This window comes from Achromobacter deleyi, from assembly GCF_013116765.2.
In the GTDB taxonomy this organism is placed as follows: domain Bacteria; phylum Pseudomonadota; class Gammaproteobacteria; order Burkholderiales; family Burkholderiaceae_B; genus Achromobacter; species Achromobacter deleyi_A.
The window spans coordinates 2495786-2514308 of the sequence record NZ_CP074375.1 but is presented as its reverse complement, the minus strand read 5'-3'; the positions used below and the strand labels follow the sequence as shown (position 1 = coordinate 2514308).

Sequence of the window (18523 nt, the reverse complement as noted above, 5' to 3'; positions counted from 1 at the left end):
CGGCAGGCGCTCCAGGAGACAAGCAGTGATACGGCTACATGACATCCGGTATGTCCGGCTGGGCACCCGCGATCTGGATGCGGCGGTGCGCTATGCGACCACGGTGCTGGGACTGGAGCTGGCCCGCAAGGAACATGGGGCGGCCTATTTCAAGTCCGACTCGCGTGATCACACCCTTTGCTACTTCGAAGGCGACCCCCGCGATCACACCGCCGCGTTCGAGGTGGATACGCCGGAAGAGCTTGAGCGCGCCGGCGCGGTGCTGGAACGCAGCGGCTACCAGGTCGACGCGGGCCGGCGCGAGGACGCCGAGCAGCGCTATGTGCGCGACTTCCTGCGTTTCACCGACCCGTCCGGCAACCGCATCGAGCTGGTCTATGCGCCGCAGCACAGCGGCCGGCGCTATTTTCCCGGCCGCGACGCCGGCGTGACCGGGTTTTCGCATATAGGTCTGCGCACGCTGGACCCGCGCCGCGACGAGGCCTTCTGGACGGGCTTGCTGTCCGCCCGGGTCAGCGACCGCATCGGCGAAGCGCCGCTGCTGCGCATCGATGAGGTCCATCACAAGATCGCGCTGTTCCCGTCCACGTATCCGGGCGTGCAGCACATCAACCATCAGGTCGAGAGCATCGACGACATCATGCGCGCCTGGTATCAGCTGCGCGAATGGAATGTCCCGATCCGCTTTGGTCCCGGCCGGCATCCGACCTCGGGCGCCATGTTCCTGTACTTCGACGGTCCGGACGGGATGATCTACGAATACTCCACCGGCGTGCGGCTGATCAGCGCCGAAGAGGAAAAGTCCCATCGGCCGCGCAGCTTTCCCGCCGTGCCGTCATCGTTCTGCATGTGGGGCGCCAAGCCCGATATCCCGGAGTTCAAGACATGAGCGCAACGCGCAAGAACGCCAGCGGCGGGCAGGAGGCGCTGGTGCGCGTCGCCGCGCGCGCGCTGGCCAAGGCCAATCTGGTGCATGCCTATGGGCACTGCAGCAGCCGGCTGGATGCGGACCATTTCCTGGTGTGCGCGGCGCGCCCCATGGGCCTGATCGCGGCTGGCGAGGCGGGCACGGTGGTGCCGGTGCATGGCGAGCTGCCCGAGGGCGTGCTGGGCGAAGTGCGCATCCACCAGCATATCTACCGTCTGCGCCCGGACGTGGGAGGGGTGGTGAGGTCCATGCCGCCCACCGTCATGACCCTGTCGTCCGCCCGCGTCACGCCCGCGCCGCGTCACGGCATGGGCTCTTATTTCTCGCCCGCCGTGCCGCTTTGGGACGACCCGCAACTGGTGCGCAGCGACGCGCAGGCGCGCGGCGTGGCCGAGGCGCTGGGCGCGGCGCGCGCGGTCGCGATGCGCGGCAACGGGGCGGTGGTGGCCGCGGAGTCGCTGATGCACGCGGTCGTGCTGACCTGGTATCTGGAAGACGCGGCCCGCATCGAATGGCAGTTGCGCGCGGCCGGGCTGGCCGAGGGCGGGCCCGTGCTTGCGCCGCAAGAAGCCGCCGTCCGTGCCGTGGGCACCGGACGCATCTATGAACGCATGTGGGAATACCTGACCGCTGGCGACCCGGAAGGCGCACTGGCGGACCTGTCACAACCGAGGGCGCAATGACCGATTTCCGCAATTTCATCGACGGCCGCTGGGTCGAGACCGGCAAGACCTTTGATAACCGCGATCCGGCCGACAACCGGCTGATCGGCCGGGTGCACGAGGCGGGCGACGCGGAGGTCGACGCCGCGGTGCGCGCGGCCAAGGCGGCGCTGCGCGGACCTTGGGGCTTGCTGAAAACGCAGCAAAGAGTGGAATTGCTGCACGCGGTGGCCGACGGCATCATCCGCCGCTTCGATGATTTCGTCGATGCCGAGATCGCCGACACCGGCAAGCCCTACGAGCTGGCCAGCCACCTGGACATCCCGCGCGGCGCGGCCAATTTCAAGATCTTCGCCGACCTGATCCGCAACGTACCGAACGAGACCTTCGACCTGGAAACGCCGGACGGCGGCCATGCCCTGAACTACGGGGTGCGCGTGCCGCGCGGGGTCATCGGCGTGATCTGCCCGTGGAACCTGCCGCTGCTGCTGATGACGTGGAAGGTCGGGCCGGCGCTGGCCTGCGGCAACACGGTAGTGGTCAAGCCGTCCGAGGACACGCCGGGCACCGCCACCTTGCTGGGCGAGGTGATGAACGAGGTCGGCGTGCCGGCCGGCGTCTACAACGTGGTGCATGGCTTCGGGCCCGGTTCGGCGGGTGAAAAGCTCAGCCGCCATCCGCTGGTGGACGGCATTACCTTCACGGGCGAGACGCGCACCGGCGAGGCCATCATGCAGGCCGCCGCCGTGGGTGTGCGGCCGGTGTCGTTCGAACTGGGCGGCAAGAACGCGGGCATCGTCTTCGCGGACGCCGACTTTGACCGCGCGGTGGCCGGCATTGCCCGCGCCGCCTTCGACAATACGGGGCAGGTCTGCCTGGGGACCGAACGCGTCTACGTGCAGCGGCCGATCTTCGAGCGGTTCGTGGCGGCGCTGGGTGAGCGGGCGCGCGGATTCACGCTGGGCCGGCCCAAGGATCCGGGCGTGAACCTGGGTCCGCTGATTTCGCAGCGGCATCGGGACAAGGTGCTCAGCTACTACGCCCGGGCCCGCGAAGAGGGCGCCACCGTGGTGGCGGGCGGCGGCGTGCCGGAAATGCCCGACGGACTGGCGGCGGGCGCCTGGGTCCAGCCCACCGTGTGGACCGGCCTGCCGGAAACGTCGGCCGTCATCCAGCAGGAGATCTTCGGGCCCTGCTGCCACATCGCGCCGTTCGATACGGAAGAAGAAGCCATCGCCCTGGCCAACGCGACGCCTTACGGGCTGGCGGCGACGGTGTGGACCAGCAATGTCGGCACCGCCCATCGGCTGGGCGCGGCGCTGGAGGTGGGCATCTGCTGGATCAATTCGTGGTTCCTGCGCGACCTGCGCACGGCGTTCGGCGGCGCCAAGCAGTCAGGCATCGGCCGTGAGGGCGGCGTGCATTCGCTGGAGTTCTATACCGAGCTGCGCAATGTCTGCGTAAAGCTCTGACGCGTCAAGGCAGGCGCCGCGTAGAACGGCGCCGCCGCTCACCCCAAAGGAGACATCTCATGCAAGCAACCACGAGCGGCGTGGCCGCACTGGCCGCGGCCGCGGCATTGGCCCTGGCCGCGCCGCAGGCCGTCCGCGCCGATATCCGCATCGGTTTCACCGGCGTGTTGTCCGGGCCGCAGGCGGCGCTGGGCCAGGACCAGTACGACGGACTGATGCTGGGCATCGAGCAGTTGGGCGGCAGCCTGGGCGGACAGAAGGCCGTGGTGATCCGCGAAGACGATCAGCTCAAGCCCGACGTGGGCGCCCAGATCGTGCAGAAGTTCATCGAGAAGGACAAGGTCGACGTCATGGTCGGGCTGGGTTTCTCGAATGTGCTCATGGCCGAACTGCGGCGCATCAAGGAGTCGGGCGTGGTGGCGCTGTCCACCAACGCCGGGCCCGCGCCGATCGCCGGCCGCATGTGCCTGCCCAACCTGTTCGTGCTGGGCTGGCAGAACGACAGCATGTCGGAGGCGATGGGCAAGTACGTGAAAGACCAGGGCTACAAGCGCGCGTACCTGATGTCGGCCAACTACCAGGCGGGCAAGGACAAGCTGGCGGGCTTCAAGCGCTTCTATGGTGGCGATCCGTCCGACGAGGTCTACACGCAGCTGGGTCAGCTGGATTATTCGGCCGAGATCTCGCGCATGCAGTCCGCCGGACCCGACGCGCTGTTCGCCTTCTATACCGGCGGCGTGGGCGTGAACTTCGTCCGCCAGCTGCGCCAGGCCGGGCTGATGGAAAAGCTGCCGTTCTTCTCGGAAAGCCTGATCGACTCCAACACCTTGACCGCGCTGAAGGAACAGGCCGTGGGCGCGATCTATGGCACGCCCTGGGCGACCACGCTGGACAATCCGCAGAACCGCAAGTTCGTCGAGTCCTTCCAGGCCAAGTACGGCCGCCTGCCGTCGGAGTACGCGGTGGGCGGCTATGACGCGGCCTTTCTGCTGGACGCGGCCGTGAAGGCGCACGGCGGAAAGGTGGGCGACAGCAAGTCGCTGGCGGCGGCCGTGAAGGCGGCGGGCGCGACCTTCCCGTCGGTGCGCGGCAAGTTCCGCTTCAACACCAACAACATGCCGGTGCAGAACCTTTACGCCTACCAGGTGGTCAAGGACGGCGACAGCATCGGCCTGAAGCAGCTGGCCACCGTCCTGACCGACCATCAGGACGCCTACGTGGCGGACTGCCCGTTTAAGTGACGGGGCCGCGGCCCCGGGGAGACCTCCGATGAATGGATCGCTGCTGCTGTCGCAATTGCTCAATGGCCTGCAGCTGGGCGCGTTGTTGTTCCTGTTGTCGTCGGGGCTGACCCTGATCTTCGGCATCATGAACTTCATCAACCTGGCGCACGGTTCCCTGTACATGATCGGCGCCTTCCTGGGCGCGACCGCCTACAACGCCAGCGGGTCGTTCGCGTTCTCGATTCTGGCCGCGGTGGCTGGCAGCGGCTTTGTCGGGGTCGTGCTGGAACGGCTGATCGCGCGTCCGCTGTACCGGCACGATCATCTGTACCAGGTGCTGGCGACGTTCGGGCTGATGATGTTCTTCAATGAACTGGCATCGGTCATCTGGGGCAGCCGCCCTTACTACGCCGCGGTGCCGCAGGCGCTGGAGGGGGCGGTCAGCCTGTTCGGCAGCGACTACCCCGTCTACCGGCTCATGATCATTGGCGTCGGCGCGCTGGTGGCGGTGGGCGCGTGGTTCCTGATCCAGCGCACGCGCTTCGGCATGCTGATACGGGCGGGGGCGAGCAATGCGCCCATGGCCAGTGTGCTGGGCGCCAATGTCGACCTGCTGAAGACGCTGCTGTTCCTGTTGGGGGCGGTGTTGGCCGGCGTCGCGGGGGCGCTGGCCGGGCCGATACTCTCGGTGCAGTCCGGCATGGGCGAGCCGGTGCTGATCCTGGCGCTGGTGGTGATCGTGGTGGGCGGCATCGGCTCGGTGCGCGGCACGCTGGTGGCGGCATTGCTGATCGCCATGATAGACACGCTGGGCCGCGCCTTCCTGCCGGACCTGCTGCGCGCCGTGTTCGACGCGTCCGTCGCCAATGCGGTGGGGCCTGCGCTGGCGTCGATGCTGATCTACATCCTGATGGCCGTGGTGCTGGCGTTTCGCCCGCAAGGCCTGGTCTTTTCGGCGCGGCGCTGATCCGCGCGCCAGCATACAAGGGCAACCATCATGCAAGAACCTTCGTACCGGCGCTGGGTGCTGCCGCTGCTGTTCCTGGTCCTGGCCGCCGTTCCGTTCGTGGCGCAGTGGCTGGGTGAACCCTTTTACGTGACCCTGGGCGCGCGCATCCTGATCTACGCGCTGGCGGCGCTGGCGCTGAACCTGGTGCTGGGCTTTGCCGGCCTGGTCAGCTTCGGCCACGCCATGTTCCTGGGCCTGGGCTGCTATGCGGTAGGCATCCTCAGCCACTATGGCATCGGCAATGGCTGGGTGCAGCTGGCCGTCTGCATCGGCGTGTCCGCGCTGGTGGCGCTGGCGGTGGGCACGGTGTGCCTGCGCACGTCGGGCATCGGCTTCATCATGATCACGCTGGCGTTCGCGCAGATGTTCTACTTCCTGGCGGTCAGCCTGCGCGAATACGGCGGCGACGACGGCCTGAACATCTACGAGCCCAGCGCCTTCGGCCTGTTCGACCTGGACGGCAGCCAGCCGGTCTATTGGGCGGCATGGGCGTTGCTGCTGGCGGCCAGCCTGGGGATGCTGCGGCTGCGGCGTTCGCCGTTCGGCATGATTCTGCGCGCCACGCACGCCAATCCGCGCCGGGTGGACGCCCTGGGCTACTCGGTGTTCGGCGTGCGGCTGACGGCCTATGTGGCTTCGGGCGTGCTGACCGGCATCGCCGGCCTGCTGCTGGCCAATCTGACGGCGTTCGCCTCGCCCAGCTACATGTCGTGGCCGGTGTCGGGCGAGCTCATCGTCATGGTGGTGATAGGCGGCCTGGGCAATGTGCTGGGTCCGATCTTCGGCGCCGTGGCCTATCTGATGCTGGAAGAAGCGTTCAAGAGCGTGACGCAGCACTGGATGCTGCTGATGGGGCCGGTGGTGGTGGTGATCGCGATGCTGGCCAAGGGCGGCTATGGGCGGTCGCTGGACTGGCTGCGGCGGCCGCCCGCGCCTGCGCTTCCGGCGGCGGCGCCGGCCGCGGAGGACGGGCAGGACCGGCGGCCTCCGGATGCGCTGGCCAAGGAGGCCTCGGCATGAGCACCGCGATGATGACGGGGCCGGCAGGGCTGGCCACTAGCGGCCTGGTGCGCAGCTTCGGCGGACTGAAGGCCACGGACGGGGTATCCCTGGATGTCGCGCCCGGCGAGCTGCATGCGCTGATAGGCCCCAATGGGGCGGGCAAGACCACGCTGATCAATCTGCTGTCCGGCGAGCTGCGGCCCGATGGCGGCTCGGTGCGCCTGGGGGCGGCGGACGTGTCGCGCGCCACCGTGCAGGAGCGCGTCGCGATGGGCATGCTGCGTTCCTATCAGGTGACCTCGGTGTTCGACAGCTACACCGTGCTGGAAAACGCCTGCCTGGCCGCGCTGCGCAAGCGCCGCCGCCGCTTGTCGGCATGGACCGCGCTGCGGGACTGCGCCGATGTGGTGGACGCGGCGCGCGAGGCCTTGCGCGCCTGCCGCCTGGACGCGGCGGCCGAGTCGCCCGTGGAGAGCCTGGCTTATGGCCAGCGGCGCCAGCTTGAGATCGCGATGGCGCTGGCGGGCGAGCCGTCCGTCCTGTTGCTGGACGAACCCATGGCCGGCATGAGCGCGGCGGAAAGCGCGGGCGTGATCGCCTTGCTGAAGAGCCTGAAGGGCCGCTACACGATCGTGCTGGTGGAACACGACATGAACGCCGTCTTCGCGCTGGCCGATCGCATCAGCGTGCTGGTCTACGGCAAGATCATCGCGACCGGCACCGCCGACGCGATCCGCAACCATCCCGACGTACGCCGCGCCTATCTGGGCGACGACGCCGACGCCTGAAGGAGCCGCCATGTTGACCATACGCGGATTGACGGCGGGCTACGGCCATTGTCAGGCGCTGTTCGGCGTCGACCTGGACGTGGGGCAGGGCGAAGTGGTGGGATTGATCGGCCGCAATGGCATGGGCCGCAGCACCGTCATCAAATGCCTGTTCGGGCTGCTGCCCGCCAGCCAGGGCAGCATCCAGTATGGCGACCGGTCGCTGCGCGGCATGGCGCCGTACCGGATCGGCCGGCTGGGCCTGTCGCTGGTGCCGGAAGGGCGCCAGATATTCCCCACGCTCACCGTCGAGGAAAACCTGGTGGCCACGGCCAGCGAACGCGGCGGCGGGCGCGCCTGGACGCTGGCGCGCGTCTACGAGCTGTTTCCGCGGCTGCGCGAGCGCCGCGCCAACCTGGGCACGCAGCTGTCGGGCGGCGAACAGCAGATGCTGGCGCTGGGTCGCGCGCTGATGACCAATCCCAGCCTGCTGGTGCTGGACGAGGCCACCGAAGGCCTGGCGCCGGTGGTGCGCGCGGAGATCTGGCGCGTGCTGGCGCAATTGAAGGCGGAGGGCCTGTCGATGATCGTGGTGGACAAGAACACCACCGCATTGCTGCGCCTGTCCGACCGCAACTTCATCCTGGACAAGGGGGTGACGGTGTGGCGGGGGAGTTCAGCGGAATTGTCCGCGCGGCCCGATCTGGTGGCCGCTTACGTGGGAGTCTGAGATGAAATTGCAGAACCGGGTGGCGCTGGTCACCGGCGCGGCAGGCGGGATAGGGCTGGCGATTGCGCGGCGTTTCGTGGACGAGGGTGCCCATGTGCTGCTGGCGGACCGCAAGGAGGCCGAGCTGACCGAGGCCGCGCGGGCGCTGGGCGAACGCGCGGCGGCATTCGTTGCCGACGTGACCGATCCGGCCGCGGCGCAGGCGCTGGCGGACGATTGCGTGCGGCGCTGGGGCGGCCTGGACATCTGCGTCTGCAATGCCGGCGTGATACGCGCGGCGGACTTCCTGGACCTGACGCTGGAGGACCTGGACACGGTGATGAACGTCAACGTGCGCGGGACCTTCCTGGTGGCGCAGGCGGCCGCGCGCGCGATGGTGGCGGGCGGGCGCCGCAACGGCGCGATCGTGACGCTGTCGTCGATGACCGCGGAACTGGCGATGCCGGACCAGCTGGCCTATGGGGCAAGCAAGGGGGCCGTCAGGCAGATGACCAAGTCCATGGCCTTGTCGCTGGCGCCGCATGGCATACGGGTCAATGCGATCGGCCCCGGCAGCATCGACACCGAAATCCTGGCAACCATCACCAGCAACCCCGCTGCGCGCAGAACCGTGTTGTCGCGGATACCGCTGCAGCGCCTGGGTTCGACGGACGAGGTGGCGAAGGTGGCGGTGTTCCTGGCCGGGGACGACGCCAGCTACGTGACCGGGCAGACGGTCTATGTGGATGGCGGCAGGCTGGCGTTGAACTACACGGTGGAGGTGCGCGAGTAGCGCGCCAGGCCGCCGCCAAGCGCTAGCCCGGCAGCGATGCCGCGCCACTGACCGTGTAGCCGCCCTGGTGGCTGGCCAGCCGCGCATAGGCCCCTTGCTTGCGCAGCAGCTGGTCGTGCGTGCCGGCTTCCGCCAGGGTGCCGCGGTCCAGCACCAGGATCAGGTCGGCGTCGCGGATGGTGGACAGCCGGTGCGCGATGACCAGGGTGGTCCGGTGCCGCATCAGCACATCCAGCGCGCCGCGCACCTGCATCTCGGAGAGCGTGTCCAGGTGCGAGGTCGCCTCGTCCAGGATCAGCACCGGCGCGTTCTTCAGGAAGGCCCGCGCGATCGAGATGCGTTGGCGCTGGCCGCCCGACAGCTGCATGCCGCGTTCGCCCACCCGCGTCGCCAGCCCGTCGGGCAGGGCCTTCACGAAGTCCGTCAGCGCGGCCTGGTCCAGCGCGCGCGCCAGATCCTCGCGGCTGGCCTCGGGACGCGCCAGCCGGATGTTGCCTTCCAGCGTGTCGTTGAACAGATAGGTGTCCTGGGTGACCAGCGCAACGCGGTCGCGCAATCCGTCGAGCTGCAGCTGACGCACGTCCACGCCGTCCAGTTTGACTGCGCCCTGGCGCGGATCCCAGAAACGCAGCAGCAGGCTGGCGACGGTGCTCTTGCCCGCGCCCGAGGCGCCCACCACCGCCACCGTGGCGCCGGCGGGCGCCGTGAAGCTGAGGTCGCGCAAGGTGTCTTCGTTCTTGCCGGGATAGGCGAAGCTGACATGTTCGAACGCCAACGACAGGCCGTGCGTGGCGACCGGCGCGGGCAGGGGGCCATCGGCAACCGGCTCGGGCTCGTTGGCGACCACATGCAGGCGGCGCGTGGCGGCGATGGTGTCGGCCAATTGCCGGCTGACCTGCGAGATCTCCGACACCGGCAGGAAGGTGGCCAGCGCGATCAGCACCAGCAGCGGCAGCATGCCGGCCGACAGCGCGCCAGCCTGCACCTGCAGGGCGCCCACGACGGCCACGGCCAGGCCGCCCATGCCCATCGCGATCTCAAACCAGGCGGTCTGGCGCGACAGGTCGCGCAGGATGTCCAGGCGCCGCGCGCGGTACCGGTCGGCCACTTTCAGGAACTGGTCGCGGCGGCGGCCGGTGGCCTGGAAGGCGGTCAGGTCGGCCAGGCCCTGGATGGTGTCGGTGGTATGGGCGCTCATTTCGCCCAGCGCCTCGCGCGCCTTGTCGCCCAGGGCGTCGACCTTGCGGCGGCCGCGCACCGGCGACACCAGCGCATAGGCCAGGAAGGGCAGCAGCGCCAGCGCGACCGGCCAGCTGTAAAAGCCCAGGAAGCCCAGCACGGACAGCGGCACCAGCACCGACACGATGGCCGGCGCGATGGTGTGCGCGTAGAAGTACTCCACCATCTCCACGTCCTGGGTGGCCAGCGCGACAAGGTCGCCGGAGCGGCGCTGCAGCAGATAGGCCGGGGCCAGGCGCTCCAGCTTGTCGTAGAGCTTGACGCGCATGTCGGCCAGCAACTGGTAGGCCATGGCGTGCGCCAGCCACGATTCCAGCCAATGGAACAACGCGGCAAGAGGGGCCGCGATCAGCAGGCCCGCGACCAGCGCCGAGATCTCGCGGCCATCGCGGATGGCGGCCACGATCAGCGCGCTGAACACGCCCACGCCGATGAAGGCGGCCACGCGCGCCACGCCCAGCAGGATGGTGGCGGCGAGCGTCCCGCGCCACGGGCGCACCACCGACAGCAGCGTGGCCAGCGTGGCGCGCCAGCCGACCTGTTCGGCGTCGGCGTCCAGCGGGCGCAGGACAGGGCCTTGCTTGCCGCTGTCGTCCGGCGCGGTGGCGGCCGCGGCGCTTTCGGCCGGACGCGCGGCCTGCGGGGAACCGGCGGACGGGTTCTGGTGGGCCGCCGCCTGTTCGTGCATCAAACGGTAGTACAGCCCGCGCCGGCGCATCAGTTCGGCATGCGGGCCGGCCTCGACCACGCGTCCTTGCTCCAGCACCAGGCAGCGGTCGGCGCCGATCACGCTGGCCAGCCGGTGGGCCAGGATCAGCGTTGTGCGGCCGGCCATCAGGCGGTCCAGGGCCTGCTGGATCAGGGCTTCGTTCTCGGTGTCCACCGACGACAGCGCTTCGTCCAGGATCAGGATGGGCGCGTCGCGCAGCAGGGCGCGGGCGATCGCCACGCGCTGGCGCTGGCCGCCCGACAGCTGCAGGCCGCGTTCGCCGATGCGGGTGGCGTAGCCGTCCGGCAACGCCATGATGAAGTCGTCGATATTGGCCGCGCGGGCGGCGGCGCGCACCTGCTCATGCGTGGCGTCGGGGCGGCCCAGCCGCAGGTTGTCGTCGATGGTGCCATGGAACAGCGTGATGTCCTGGCTGACCAGCGCGATGTGCGAGAGCAGCGTCTGCGTGTCCAGCGTGTTCACGTCGCGGCCGCCGACCCGGATCGCGCCGGCCTGCGGCACGCATTCGCGCAGCAGCAGGCGCACGATGGTGGACTTGCCCGCGCCACTGGGACCGACCACGCCGACCCGTTCGCCCGCCGCGATGCTGAAGGCCAGGCCCTGGTGGGCGGGACGCTCGGGCGTGTAGGCAAAGGCGACGTCGTCGAACTCGATGGTGGGGGCCAGGCGGGCCGGCGCCGCGCCCGTGGCGCGCGTGTCGGGCGCCGGCGTCAGCGGCTGCGCATCCATCAGGGCGTGGATGCTGACGGCGGCCGACTGGCCCAGCATGCCCCGGTGCAGCACCGAGCGCAGGTCGCGCAGCGGGCGGAAGATCTCGGTGCCGGCCATCAGAACGATCAGCAGGGCCTCGACGCTCATGTCGCCGGCGGCCACGCGCCAGGCGCCCAGGGTCAGTGCCAGCGCCGCGCCCAGCGCCACGCCCAGGTCGCTGATGCCGCGCGTCAGCAGGCTGACGGACAGCACCCAGAATGTGTTGTCCGACAGACTGCGCGCGCGGGCCGCCAGCCGCTGGCCCCAGGCCTTGCCCTGGCCATAGGACTTCAGGGTGGGCAGGCCCTGCACGGCGTCCAGGAATTCTTCGCCGAACTCATTGAGCGAGCGCGTGCGCGCCAGGCTGGCGCGCCGGTCCAGCATGTGCACCGCCATGGGGCCGAAGAGCGCGAACAGGGCCGCGGCCAGGAAGACCAGCGCGGTCGGCACGTCCCAGAACGCGATTACCGCGAAGATCGCGAAAGGCGCGGCCGCGGCGATCGCCACTTGCGGCAGGTATTGTCCGAAGAACGTCTGCAATTGCTCGACGCCGTCTACGACCGTCAGCATGACGCCGCCGGTGCGCTGGTTGGCGAACCAGGCCGGTCCCAGGGACACGATGCGGTCATACAGCTTGCCGCGCAGCACATGCTGGATGGTGGCCGAGCCGCGGTTGGCCTGCACGGTGCGGCAATGGTCGAAGAACGCCCGCAGCAATACCATCGCGGCCACGCACAGCGCGGGCGCCAGCCAGTCCTGCCAGGGCGCGCCGTCGAACACGCGGGCCAGCAGCTGGCCCAGGAATACGTAGCGGGCAATCCCGGCCGCCAGGGCCAGCAAGCCCAGGAAGATGCCGCCCGCCATGCCGGCGCGCATGCCCAGCGTCAGGCGCCAGAGCCTTGAATCGAAATACATAGCTTTACTCCATCCAGAGCCTGCATGGTCACTGATACGAGGTGCGCGCGAAAGCGATACTTTTTCAATCATGGGTTGAGATAAACTCAACCCATGGCCGATCTTCCCAACCGTACTCCGCCGCTGGCGGCATTGCGCGCCTTTGAAGCCGTTGCCCGCCTGGGCAGCCTGAGCCGCGCCGCCGCCGAACTGCATGTCACCAAGAGCGCCGTCAGTCATCAGCTGAGAGCGCTGGAGGCGGACCTGGGCGTCCCGCTGCTGCGCCGCGGCGGCACGGTGCGCCGCGCCGAAACCACCGAAGCCGGGGCCGGACTGCTGGCATCGGTACAACAGGCCTTGACCCTGTTGGAGACCGCCTGCCGCAACGCCCGGGCCACGGCGCGCGGCCGCCGGCGCTATACCCTGAACGTGTCGGCCAATCCCTCGCTGGCCGCCCTGTGGCTGGCGCCGCGCATCGGACGCTTCATTGAATTGCATCCGGATATCGACATCCAGGTGTACCTGCATGCCAGCCAGGACCCGGCCTGGAAGAGCCAGGACATCGACCTGGCCTTTCTGCACGTGCGCGCCATGGGGCCGCATAACGCGGAAGCCGGCGACATCCCGCTGATGAGCGAAACGGTCGTGCCCGTGTGCAGCCCGGCGCTGATCCGCGCCGCCGACCGCGACGACCCCCGTATTTTCCTGCGGCACCGCTGGCTGGAGGAAAAGCATATCGACAGCCCCGAGACCGACTGGCGGACCTGGAGCCCCAGGCTGGGCCTGGCGGAAGCGGACTGGCAGGATCCGATGGTGCTGAGCGGCTTGAGCACCGTGGTGGCCGCGGCGGCCGCGGGCGTGGGCATTGCGCTGGGCCGGGCGCCGCTGATCGACGAGGACCTGGCCAGCGGCCGGCTGGTGCCGCTGGTGCCCCATTTGCGCATGCCGGGGTCGTGGGGCTATGTCATGCGTATCCACGCGAACCGGCCGATGGACCCGTCCTTGCCCGCGCTGGTGGAGTTCCTGGCTGAAGAGGGGCGCAGCACCGGCGCGTGGCAGAATCAGGGCGGCGCGGCCGGAAGGCCTGCCCGCCACTCAAACCTGACGCAGGGGGCTCTGTGACTCGCATGCAGTATTACCTGAAGCCGGGCCGGTCGCCGGTGGTCGCGCGGCTCGCGCTGCTGCTGACGGCCGCGGCACTGGGCTGCGCGCCCGTCCCGGGCTATGCGCAAGCACAGGAAATCCAAGCCCGCGATGCCGCGGAGGCCCGCGCCCAGGGCGTGGCGCCGCCCGGCATGCCCTGCCAGGATTTTCTGCAGGCGCTGGGTAGAAAGCCCGACGGCGTCGAATACCTGGGTTGCGAACGGCACGATGACCTGCAGGCCCGGCCCATGATCGCCCGCTACCGCGTGGCCGGCGCAGCCGCGGCGCGGGCGGAAGCCGACCTGGGACTGGCCTTCGGCATGCCGCCGCTGGAGTTTGCCTGCTGCGGCTGGGGCACGAAGCCCCATTGGTGGCGCGATGAGCGGACCGGCCTGCAGTACGGGCTGGGCATGGGCACGGAAACGCCGAGCTACCCCCGCGCGGACTGGGGCAGGATCCCCGGCTTCGACATCACGGTCGCCCTGTACACGGAAATCATCTAGGGACCGCGCGCGCTTCAGTCTCCGGCCAGTTCCATGCTGCGCGTCACTTCTTCCTGCACCCGTTCCCAGATGGCGCGCTTGAGCTCCACGAAGCGGGGCGACAGCTGCACGTCCGCGCTGCGCGGATGCGGCAGGTCGTTCTGGATGTCCTGCACGATGCGCCCGGGCTTGGAGCCCATGACCGCCATGCGGGTGGACAGGGTCAGCGCCTCGTCGATCGAGTGCGTGATGAAGACGATGGTCTTGCCGCTCTGCTCGTAGATCGACAATAGCTGCTCCTGCAGCACCTGGCGCGTCATGGCGTCCAGCGCGGCGAACGGTTCGTCGAACAGCATCACGTCGGGGTCGTTGGCCAGCACGCGCGCAATCGACACGCGCTGCTTCATGCCGCCAGACAGCGCGTGCGGATACTTGTCCGCCGCCTGCTTCAGGCCCACCATGTCGATGAACTTGCGGGCGATCGGCGCGCGCTCCTGCCTGGACATGCCGCGCATCTTCAGGCCGAACTCCACGTTTTCCTGCACGGTGCGCCACGGGAACAGCGCATATTGCTGGAACACCATGCCGCAGGCGGCGGTCACGTCCGTGACCGGCTTGCCGTTGATGGCGACCGTGCCGGTGTTGGGGGTGATGAAGCCCGCCATCAGGTTCAGCAAGGTCGACTTGCCGCAACCGGACGCACCCAGCAGCACCAGGAATTCCCCGCGCCGGACCTCGAGGTCCACCTTGTCCAGCACGGCGACGTCGCCATAGGCCTTGGAGACGCCGGAGAGCCGGATCATCGTATCGTTCATCGTTGCCATGCCAGCACCCATCGTTCAAGAAGCCGCAAACACAGATCGGTCACCAGCACGGTGAAACTGATCAGGACCATGCCCAGCACCACGGTGTCGGTCTGGAAGAACTCCTTGCCGTTCATGATCATGAAGCCCAGGCCCTCCTTGGAAGCCACCAGTTCCGCCGAGATGACGCAGGTCCAGGACAGGCCAAGAATGATCTTCATGCCTGACAGGATCTGCGGCAGACAGCCGGGGAACAGCACTTCCCGCATGACCTGCCAGCGGTTGGCGCCCAGGTTGCGCGCGGCGCGCACCAGCACCGGATCGATGCTGCGCGACGCCTCCATCACATAGAGCAGGGCGGGCACGAAGGAACCCATGAACACGATGCTGTACTTCTGCGTTTCGGTGATGCCGAACCACAGCAGCGACAGCGGAATCCAGCTCATCGACGGCAGCGGCCGCAGGAACGAGATGATGGGATCGAAGACGGCGCGGGCCACCTTGGACGTGCCCAGCAGGATGCCCAGCGGAATGGCGACGATCACGGCCGCCAGAAAGCCCACCATGACGCGCCGGGTGGAGGCCAGCACGTTGTAGAACAGCGTGCCCTGGTCCGACATGGACAGGGCGCGCGCCAGCACCTGGGACGGCGCGGGCAGGAAAATGGGATCGACCGCGCCGGCGCGGCACAGGCCTTCCCACAGCAAAAGAAAGCACAGAAGCGAAAACACGCTGACCCAGAGCAGGCGTGTTTCCCTTGAAGACGGACGCGTGGACATGAGCAGACTGTCCCGGGCTTACAGGTACGAGGCCTGGACCCAGTCCTTGACGGTGGGCGCACGGTCGATCTGCTTGAGCGACACCAGCATTTCGGCAAGCTTCTGCATGCCGTTGACGAAGTTGCCCGGGTCCACCATCAGCGCCTTCTGGTCCTCGGCCGAATACCATTGCGTCTGCTTGATGACGGCCAGCTGGTCCTCCCTGGACAGGCCCGTCAGCTCCAGCAGCACGCCCGCGGCTTCCTCGGGCTGTTCGCTCAGCATGGCGTTGGCCTGGAATACCGCTTGCAGGAACTTGCGCACGGCCTGCGGATCGTCCTTGCCCAGCCTGGCGTGCGTCAGCAGCACATCGGGGCCGGGCGTGATGGCGTATTGCTTGTAGAGCGAGAACGCCGTGTCGTCCAGCAGGACATGGGTGCCGGGAACGGCCTTGATGCGGTCGAACGCCGGCGTCCAGGCCACGGCCGCGTCGATCTGCCTGCCCTGGTAGGCCGACAGGATATTGGTGGCCGGCAGGTTGATGATGGACACGTCGCTGTCGGGATTCAGGCCCGCCTGGCGCAGCACGTCCAGCAGCAGCACGTGGGCGCTGGACGCGTAGGTGACGCCGATCTTCTTGCCTTTCAGGTCGGCCACCGACTTGACGTCTTCGCGCGCGAGCACGCCCTCGGCGCGGCCGAAGTTGTTGGGCGTGGCGATGACCTGGAACTGGCGCGCCCCGGCCGCCATCAACGCCAGCGACGACACCACGCCGGTGCCGGCCAGATCGATGTTGCCGGCCATCACGGCGCTCATGCGGTCGGAAGACGTGGCGAAGCTCTGCCACTTGATGTCCAGGCCCTGCTTGGCGAAGAGGCCGGTCTTCAGGGCGATGTAGGCCGAATAGTGGCCCAGCCAGGCGGAGCCGCCATAGGTGTACGACGCGCCGGCGGCGCGGCCTATCATGGGAAATCCAAGGGCGCTTGCGCCCGCGACGGCTGCGGTGCGCACCAGCATGGCGCGGCGATTCATGTTCATATTTTTCCCCTACTTGAATGTAGATTGACCGATAGATTTCATGTCGCCGGCACTCTGGGGTGCGGCAGACGAGACTTTCGCCCGCGCGCCGCGTGGCGGCATGAATATAAGGAGCGGCGATGGTCAAGATTCGTCGCGCTTAAGCAATCCGGGCGCGGCGCTTTTATTCAATATTCGCCATGCTTATATTGCTGCGGCTCCGGAATGCCGGCTTCACACTCGCGCCACTTGTCCTTGGAGCCTTGTCGTGAAAAGTTTTGACGTGATCGTGATTGGTGCCGGTGTGATCGGCAGTTCCGTGGCCTTTCACCTTGCCGAGCTGGGTGCGAAGAACGTGCTGGTGCTGGATCGGGAAACGATAGGCGCGGGCACCACCTCGCAGTCGTCCGGCATTCTGCGCACGCATTATTCGGTGCGCGAAAACGTGGAGCTGGCCCAGCGCTCCTGGAGCGTGTTCAACAATTTCGCCAGCTACCTGGGTGATGAGGAAGCCTCCTGCGGCCTGGTCAAATGCGGCTATCTGATCAGCGCGGCCGACAACGACAAGCTGGAGCCCTTGCGCAGCGCGCTGGCGCAGCAACAGGCGCAAGGCATTGCGCTGGAACTGCTGAACCCGGCCCAGGCCCGCGAGCTGCTGCCCATTGCCTCCTTCGACGACGCCGCGCTGATCGGCTATGAACCCGAGGCCGGCTTTGCCGACGCCTACCTCGTCGCCACCAGCTTCGCGCGCGGCGCCCGCCGCCGTGGCGTCACCATCCGCGAGCACGTCAACGTCCAGCGCCTGCTGGTGGAGAACGGCCGCGTCGTGGGCGTGTCCACTTCCGAAGGCGACTACGCCAGCCCGCTGGTCATCAGCACCCAGAACATCTGGACGCCGGAACTGGCCGCCTGGACGGGCGTGGCCATGCCCGTCGTGCCCGAGCGTCACGCCGTGCTGGCGCTGGAATGCGACGCAGCGCCCTATACCTATTCGATGCCGGTCTACAAGGACCTGGCCTCGCCCGGCATGCTGTATTGCCGCAGCTACGGCGGCAACCAGATGCTGGTGAGCGAAGGCATCGTCGGCGAAAAGCTGCAGAACAGCGACGCCGAGCAGGGCGATATCCCGCTGGATTACGTGGCCGAAGTCGGCGCGCAGGTGGCCGAGCGCTTCCCCGCCTACGAAACCGCGGGCCTGGCTTCGTCCTGGACCGGCGTCTACGACGTCACGCCCGACTGGAATCCCGTGCTGGGCCGGGTGGCGGGCGTCGAAGGGCTGATCGTGGGGTTCGGCTTCTCCGGCCACGGCTTCAAGCTGTCGCCCACCGTGGGCCGCGTGCTGGCGCAGGAAGCGCTGGGGCTGGCCACCGACGTGTCGCTCAAGCCCTATGACCTGGGCCGCTTCCAGAGCGGCGCGCTGCTGACCGGGAAGTACGGCCTTGGCGCAGTCTCCTGATATGCCCGCGCCGGTGCGCGCCAGCTGGCTGGCGCTGCCGCCCGAGCCCTGGAAGAACGGCGGGGGCGTCACCCGCAAGCTGGCCGAGGACGCGGCGGCGCGCTGGCGGGTCAGCATTGCCGACATCGGCGGCGACGGCCCGTATTCCTGCTTTCCCGGCTACGACAGAGTGTCCGTGGTGCTGTCGGGCCAGGGGGTGGAGCTGAGCGGCGAGGGCGCGGCCGTCAGCCTGCGGCCGGGAGCGCCCGCGCGGTTCGCCGGAGACACGGCCTTCCAGTCGCGCCTGGTGGGTGGACCCGTGCGCGTGCTGAACCTGTTCGTCCTGCGCGGCGCGGCCCAGGCACGCGTCGCGTGCCTGGGCGGGCCGGAGCATGCCTGCATGGCCGGCTCCTTGCCCGACGCGGCGCGGGAGGGGCCGCGAACCCGGCTGATCGTGGCCGTGAGCGCGGGCCGGCTGCGCGGACCGGTGCCGGGCGCGCAATGGGAGCTGGACGCGGGCGATTTCACCGTGGGCCACGGCGGCGATGCGCCGGACCTGTTCATCCCGGCCGAAGCCCCCGCGCCCGGGCATGTCCCGGCGCTGCGGTTGGACATCACTGTGCTGGCGAGCGGCCCCGGCTGATTGCTTTTCCATCAAGCCCTGGCGCCGGGCGGGCGCCGGGGCGGCTGTTGATTCCCTTTTCTCA

Annotated in this window: 17 protein-coding genes and 1 pseudogene; 14 read left to right on the top strand and 4 right to left on the bottom strand. The window is 68.6% G+C overall.

What is annotated here, in order from left to right:
* Positions 1-25: 25 nt before the first annotated feature.
* The 10 genes and pseudogenes from HLG70_RS11230 to HLG70_RS11190 all read left to right on the top strand — a co-directional run bounded on the left by HLG70_RS11230 (position 26) and on the right by HLG70_RS11190 (position 8565).
* Positions 26-889 (top strand): VOC family protein, encoded by an 864-nt coding sequence (locus HLG70_RS11230; protein WP_171664475.1) that lies wholly within the window; start codon positions 26-28, stop codon positions 887-889.
* Complete coding sequence (locus HLG70_RS11225) at positions 886-1611, top strand: class II aldolase/adducin family protein (protein WP_171664474.1); 726 nt, start codon at positions 886-888, stop codon at positions 1609-1611. Before HLG70_RS11230 ends, HLG70_RS11225 begins: the two co-directional genes overlap by 4 nt.
* Positions 1608-3062 carry a 2-hydroxymuconic semialdehyde dehydrogenase gene (locus HLG70_RS11220; RefSeq protein WP_171664473.1) on the top strand — a complete coding sequence of 485 codons (1455 nt, stop codon included), beginning with the start codon at positions 1608-1610 and terminating at the stop codon, positions 3060-3062. Before HLG70_RS11225 ends, HLG70_RS11220 begins: the two co-directional genes overlap by 4 nt.
* 59 nt (positions 3063-3121) lie before the next feature.
* Positions 3122-4303: an ABC transporter substrate-binding protein gene (locus tag HLG70_RS11215; protein ID WP_171664472.1), complete on the top strand. Its 1182-nt coding sequence runs from the start codon at positions 3122-3124 to the stop codon at positions 4301-4303.
* Positions 4304-4331: 28 nt separating this feature from the next.
* A complete protein-coding gene (locus HLG70_RS11210) occupies positions 4332-5252 on the top strand; it encodes a branched-chain amino acid ABC transporter permease (protein ID WP_171664471.1) in 921 nt (306 codons plus the stop codon).
* 30 nt (positions 5253-5282) lie between these two features.
* Entirely contained in the window at positions 5283-6314 is a 1032-nt protein-coding gene (locus HLG70_RS11205) for a branched-chain amino acid ABC transporter permease (protein ID WP_171664470.1), read from the top strand.
* An 86-nt stretch (positions 6315-6400) separates the two neighbouring features.
* Positions 6401-6847, top strand: a pseudogene (locus tag HLG70_RS29755) (ATP-binding cassette domain-containing protein); the annotation flags it as partial.
* Between the two features lie 6 nt (positions 6848-6853).
* On the top strand, positions 6854-7084 hold the full coding sequence (locus HLG70_RS29750; RefSeq protein ID WP_434082304.1) for a hypothetical protein: 231 nt from the start codon (positions 6854-6856) through the stop codon (positions 7082-7084).
* Positions 7085-7094: 10 nt separating this feature from the next.
* Positions 7095-7793, top strand: a complete 699-nt coding sequence (locus HLG70_RS11195; RefSeq protein ID WP_171664468.1) for an ABC transporter ATP-binding protein — start codon at positions 7095-7097, stop codon at positions 7791-7793.
* 1 nt (position 7794) lies between these two features.
* Positions 7795-8565, top strand: a complete 771-nt coding sequence (locus HLG70_RS11190) for an SDR family NAD(P)-dependent oxidoreductase (RefSeq protein ID WP_171664467.1) — start codon at positions 7795-7797, stop codon at positions 8563-8565.
* Positions 8566-8587: 22 nt separating this feature from the next.
* Here the strand turns inward: HLG70_RS11190 and HLG70_RS11185 are convergent, their stop codons facing one another.
* A complete protein-coding gene (locus HLG70_RS11185) occupies positions 8588-12199 on the bottom strand; it encodes an ABC transporter ATP-binding protein/permease (RefSeq protein ID WP_171664466.1) in 3612 nt (1203 codons plus the stop codon).
* A gap of 93 nt (positions 12200-12292) precedes the next feature.
* Here HLG70_RS11185 and HLG70_RS11180 point away from each other — a divergent pair, with 93 nt between their 5' ends.
* Both HLG70_RS11180 and HLG70_RS11175 read left to right on the top strand, forming a co-directional pair.
* On the top strand, positions 12293-13300 hold the full coding sequence (locus tag HLG70_RS11180; protein ID WP_171664465.1) for a LysR substrate-binding domain-containing protein: 1008 nt from the start codon (positions 12293-12295) through the stop codon (positions 13298-13300).
* A gap of 5 nt (positions 13301-13305) precedes the next feature.
* Positions 13306-13824 carry a DUF4952 domain-containing protein gene (locus HLG70_RS11175; protein ID WP_171664464.1) on the top strand — a complete coding sequence of 173 codons (519 nt, stop codon included), beginning with the start codon at positions 13306-13308 and terminating at the stop codon, positions 13822-13824.
* A gap of 14 nt (positions 13825-13838) precedes the next feature.
* Here HLG70_RS11175 and HLG70_RS11170 read toward each other — a convergent pair whose 3' ends face one another.
* Genes HLG70_RS11170 through HLG70_RS11160 form a run of 3 tightly spaced genes read right to left on the bottom strand, consistent with a single transcriptional unit; the run spans position 13839 to position 16402 of the window.
* Entirely contained in the window at positions 13839-14627 is a 789-nt protein-coding gene (locus HLG70_RS11170; RefSeq protein ID WP_171664463.1) for an ABC transporter ATP-binding protein, read from the bottom strand.
* A complete protein-coding gene (locus tag HLG70_RS11165) occupies positions 14615-15385 on the bottom strand; it encodes an ABC transporter permease (protein ID WP_171664462.1) in 771 nt (256 codons plus the stop codon). Before HLG70_RS11165 ends, HLG70_RS11170 begins: the two co-directional genes overlap by 13 nt.
* 18 nt (positions 15386-15403) lie before the next feature.
* Positions 15404-16402, bottom strand: coding sequence for an aliphatic sulfonate ABC transporter substrate-binding protein (locus HLG70_RS11160; protein ID WP_171664461.1), 999 nt, complete (start codon positions 16400-16402; stop codon positions 15404-15406).
* 247 nt (positions 16403-16649) lie between these two features.
* Between HLG70_RS11160 and HLG70_RS11155 the strand changes: the two genes are divergently transcribed.
* Together HLG70_RS11155 and HLG70_RS11150 are read left to right on the top strand one after the other, a co-directional pair.
* The gene (locus HLG70_RS11155; protein ID WP_171664460.1) at positions 16650-17837 is read left to right on the top strand and encodes an NAD(P)/FAD-dependent oxidoreductase; all 1188 of its coding nucleotides are present in this window, start codon (positions 16650-16652) and stop codon (positions 17835-17837) included.
* Entirely contained in the window at positions 17821-18459 is a 639-nt protein-coding gene (locus HLG70_RS11150) for a HutD/Ves family protein (protein WP_234103061.1), read from the top strand. Before HLG70_RS11155 ends, HLG70_RS11150 begins: the two co-directional genes overlap by 17 nt.
* Positions 18460-18523 lie beyond the last annotated feature (64 nt).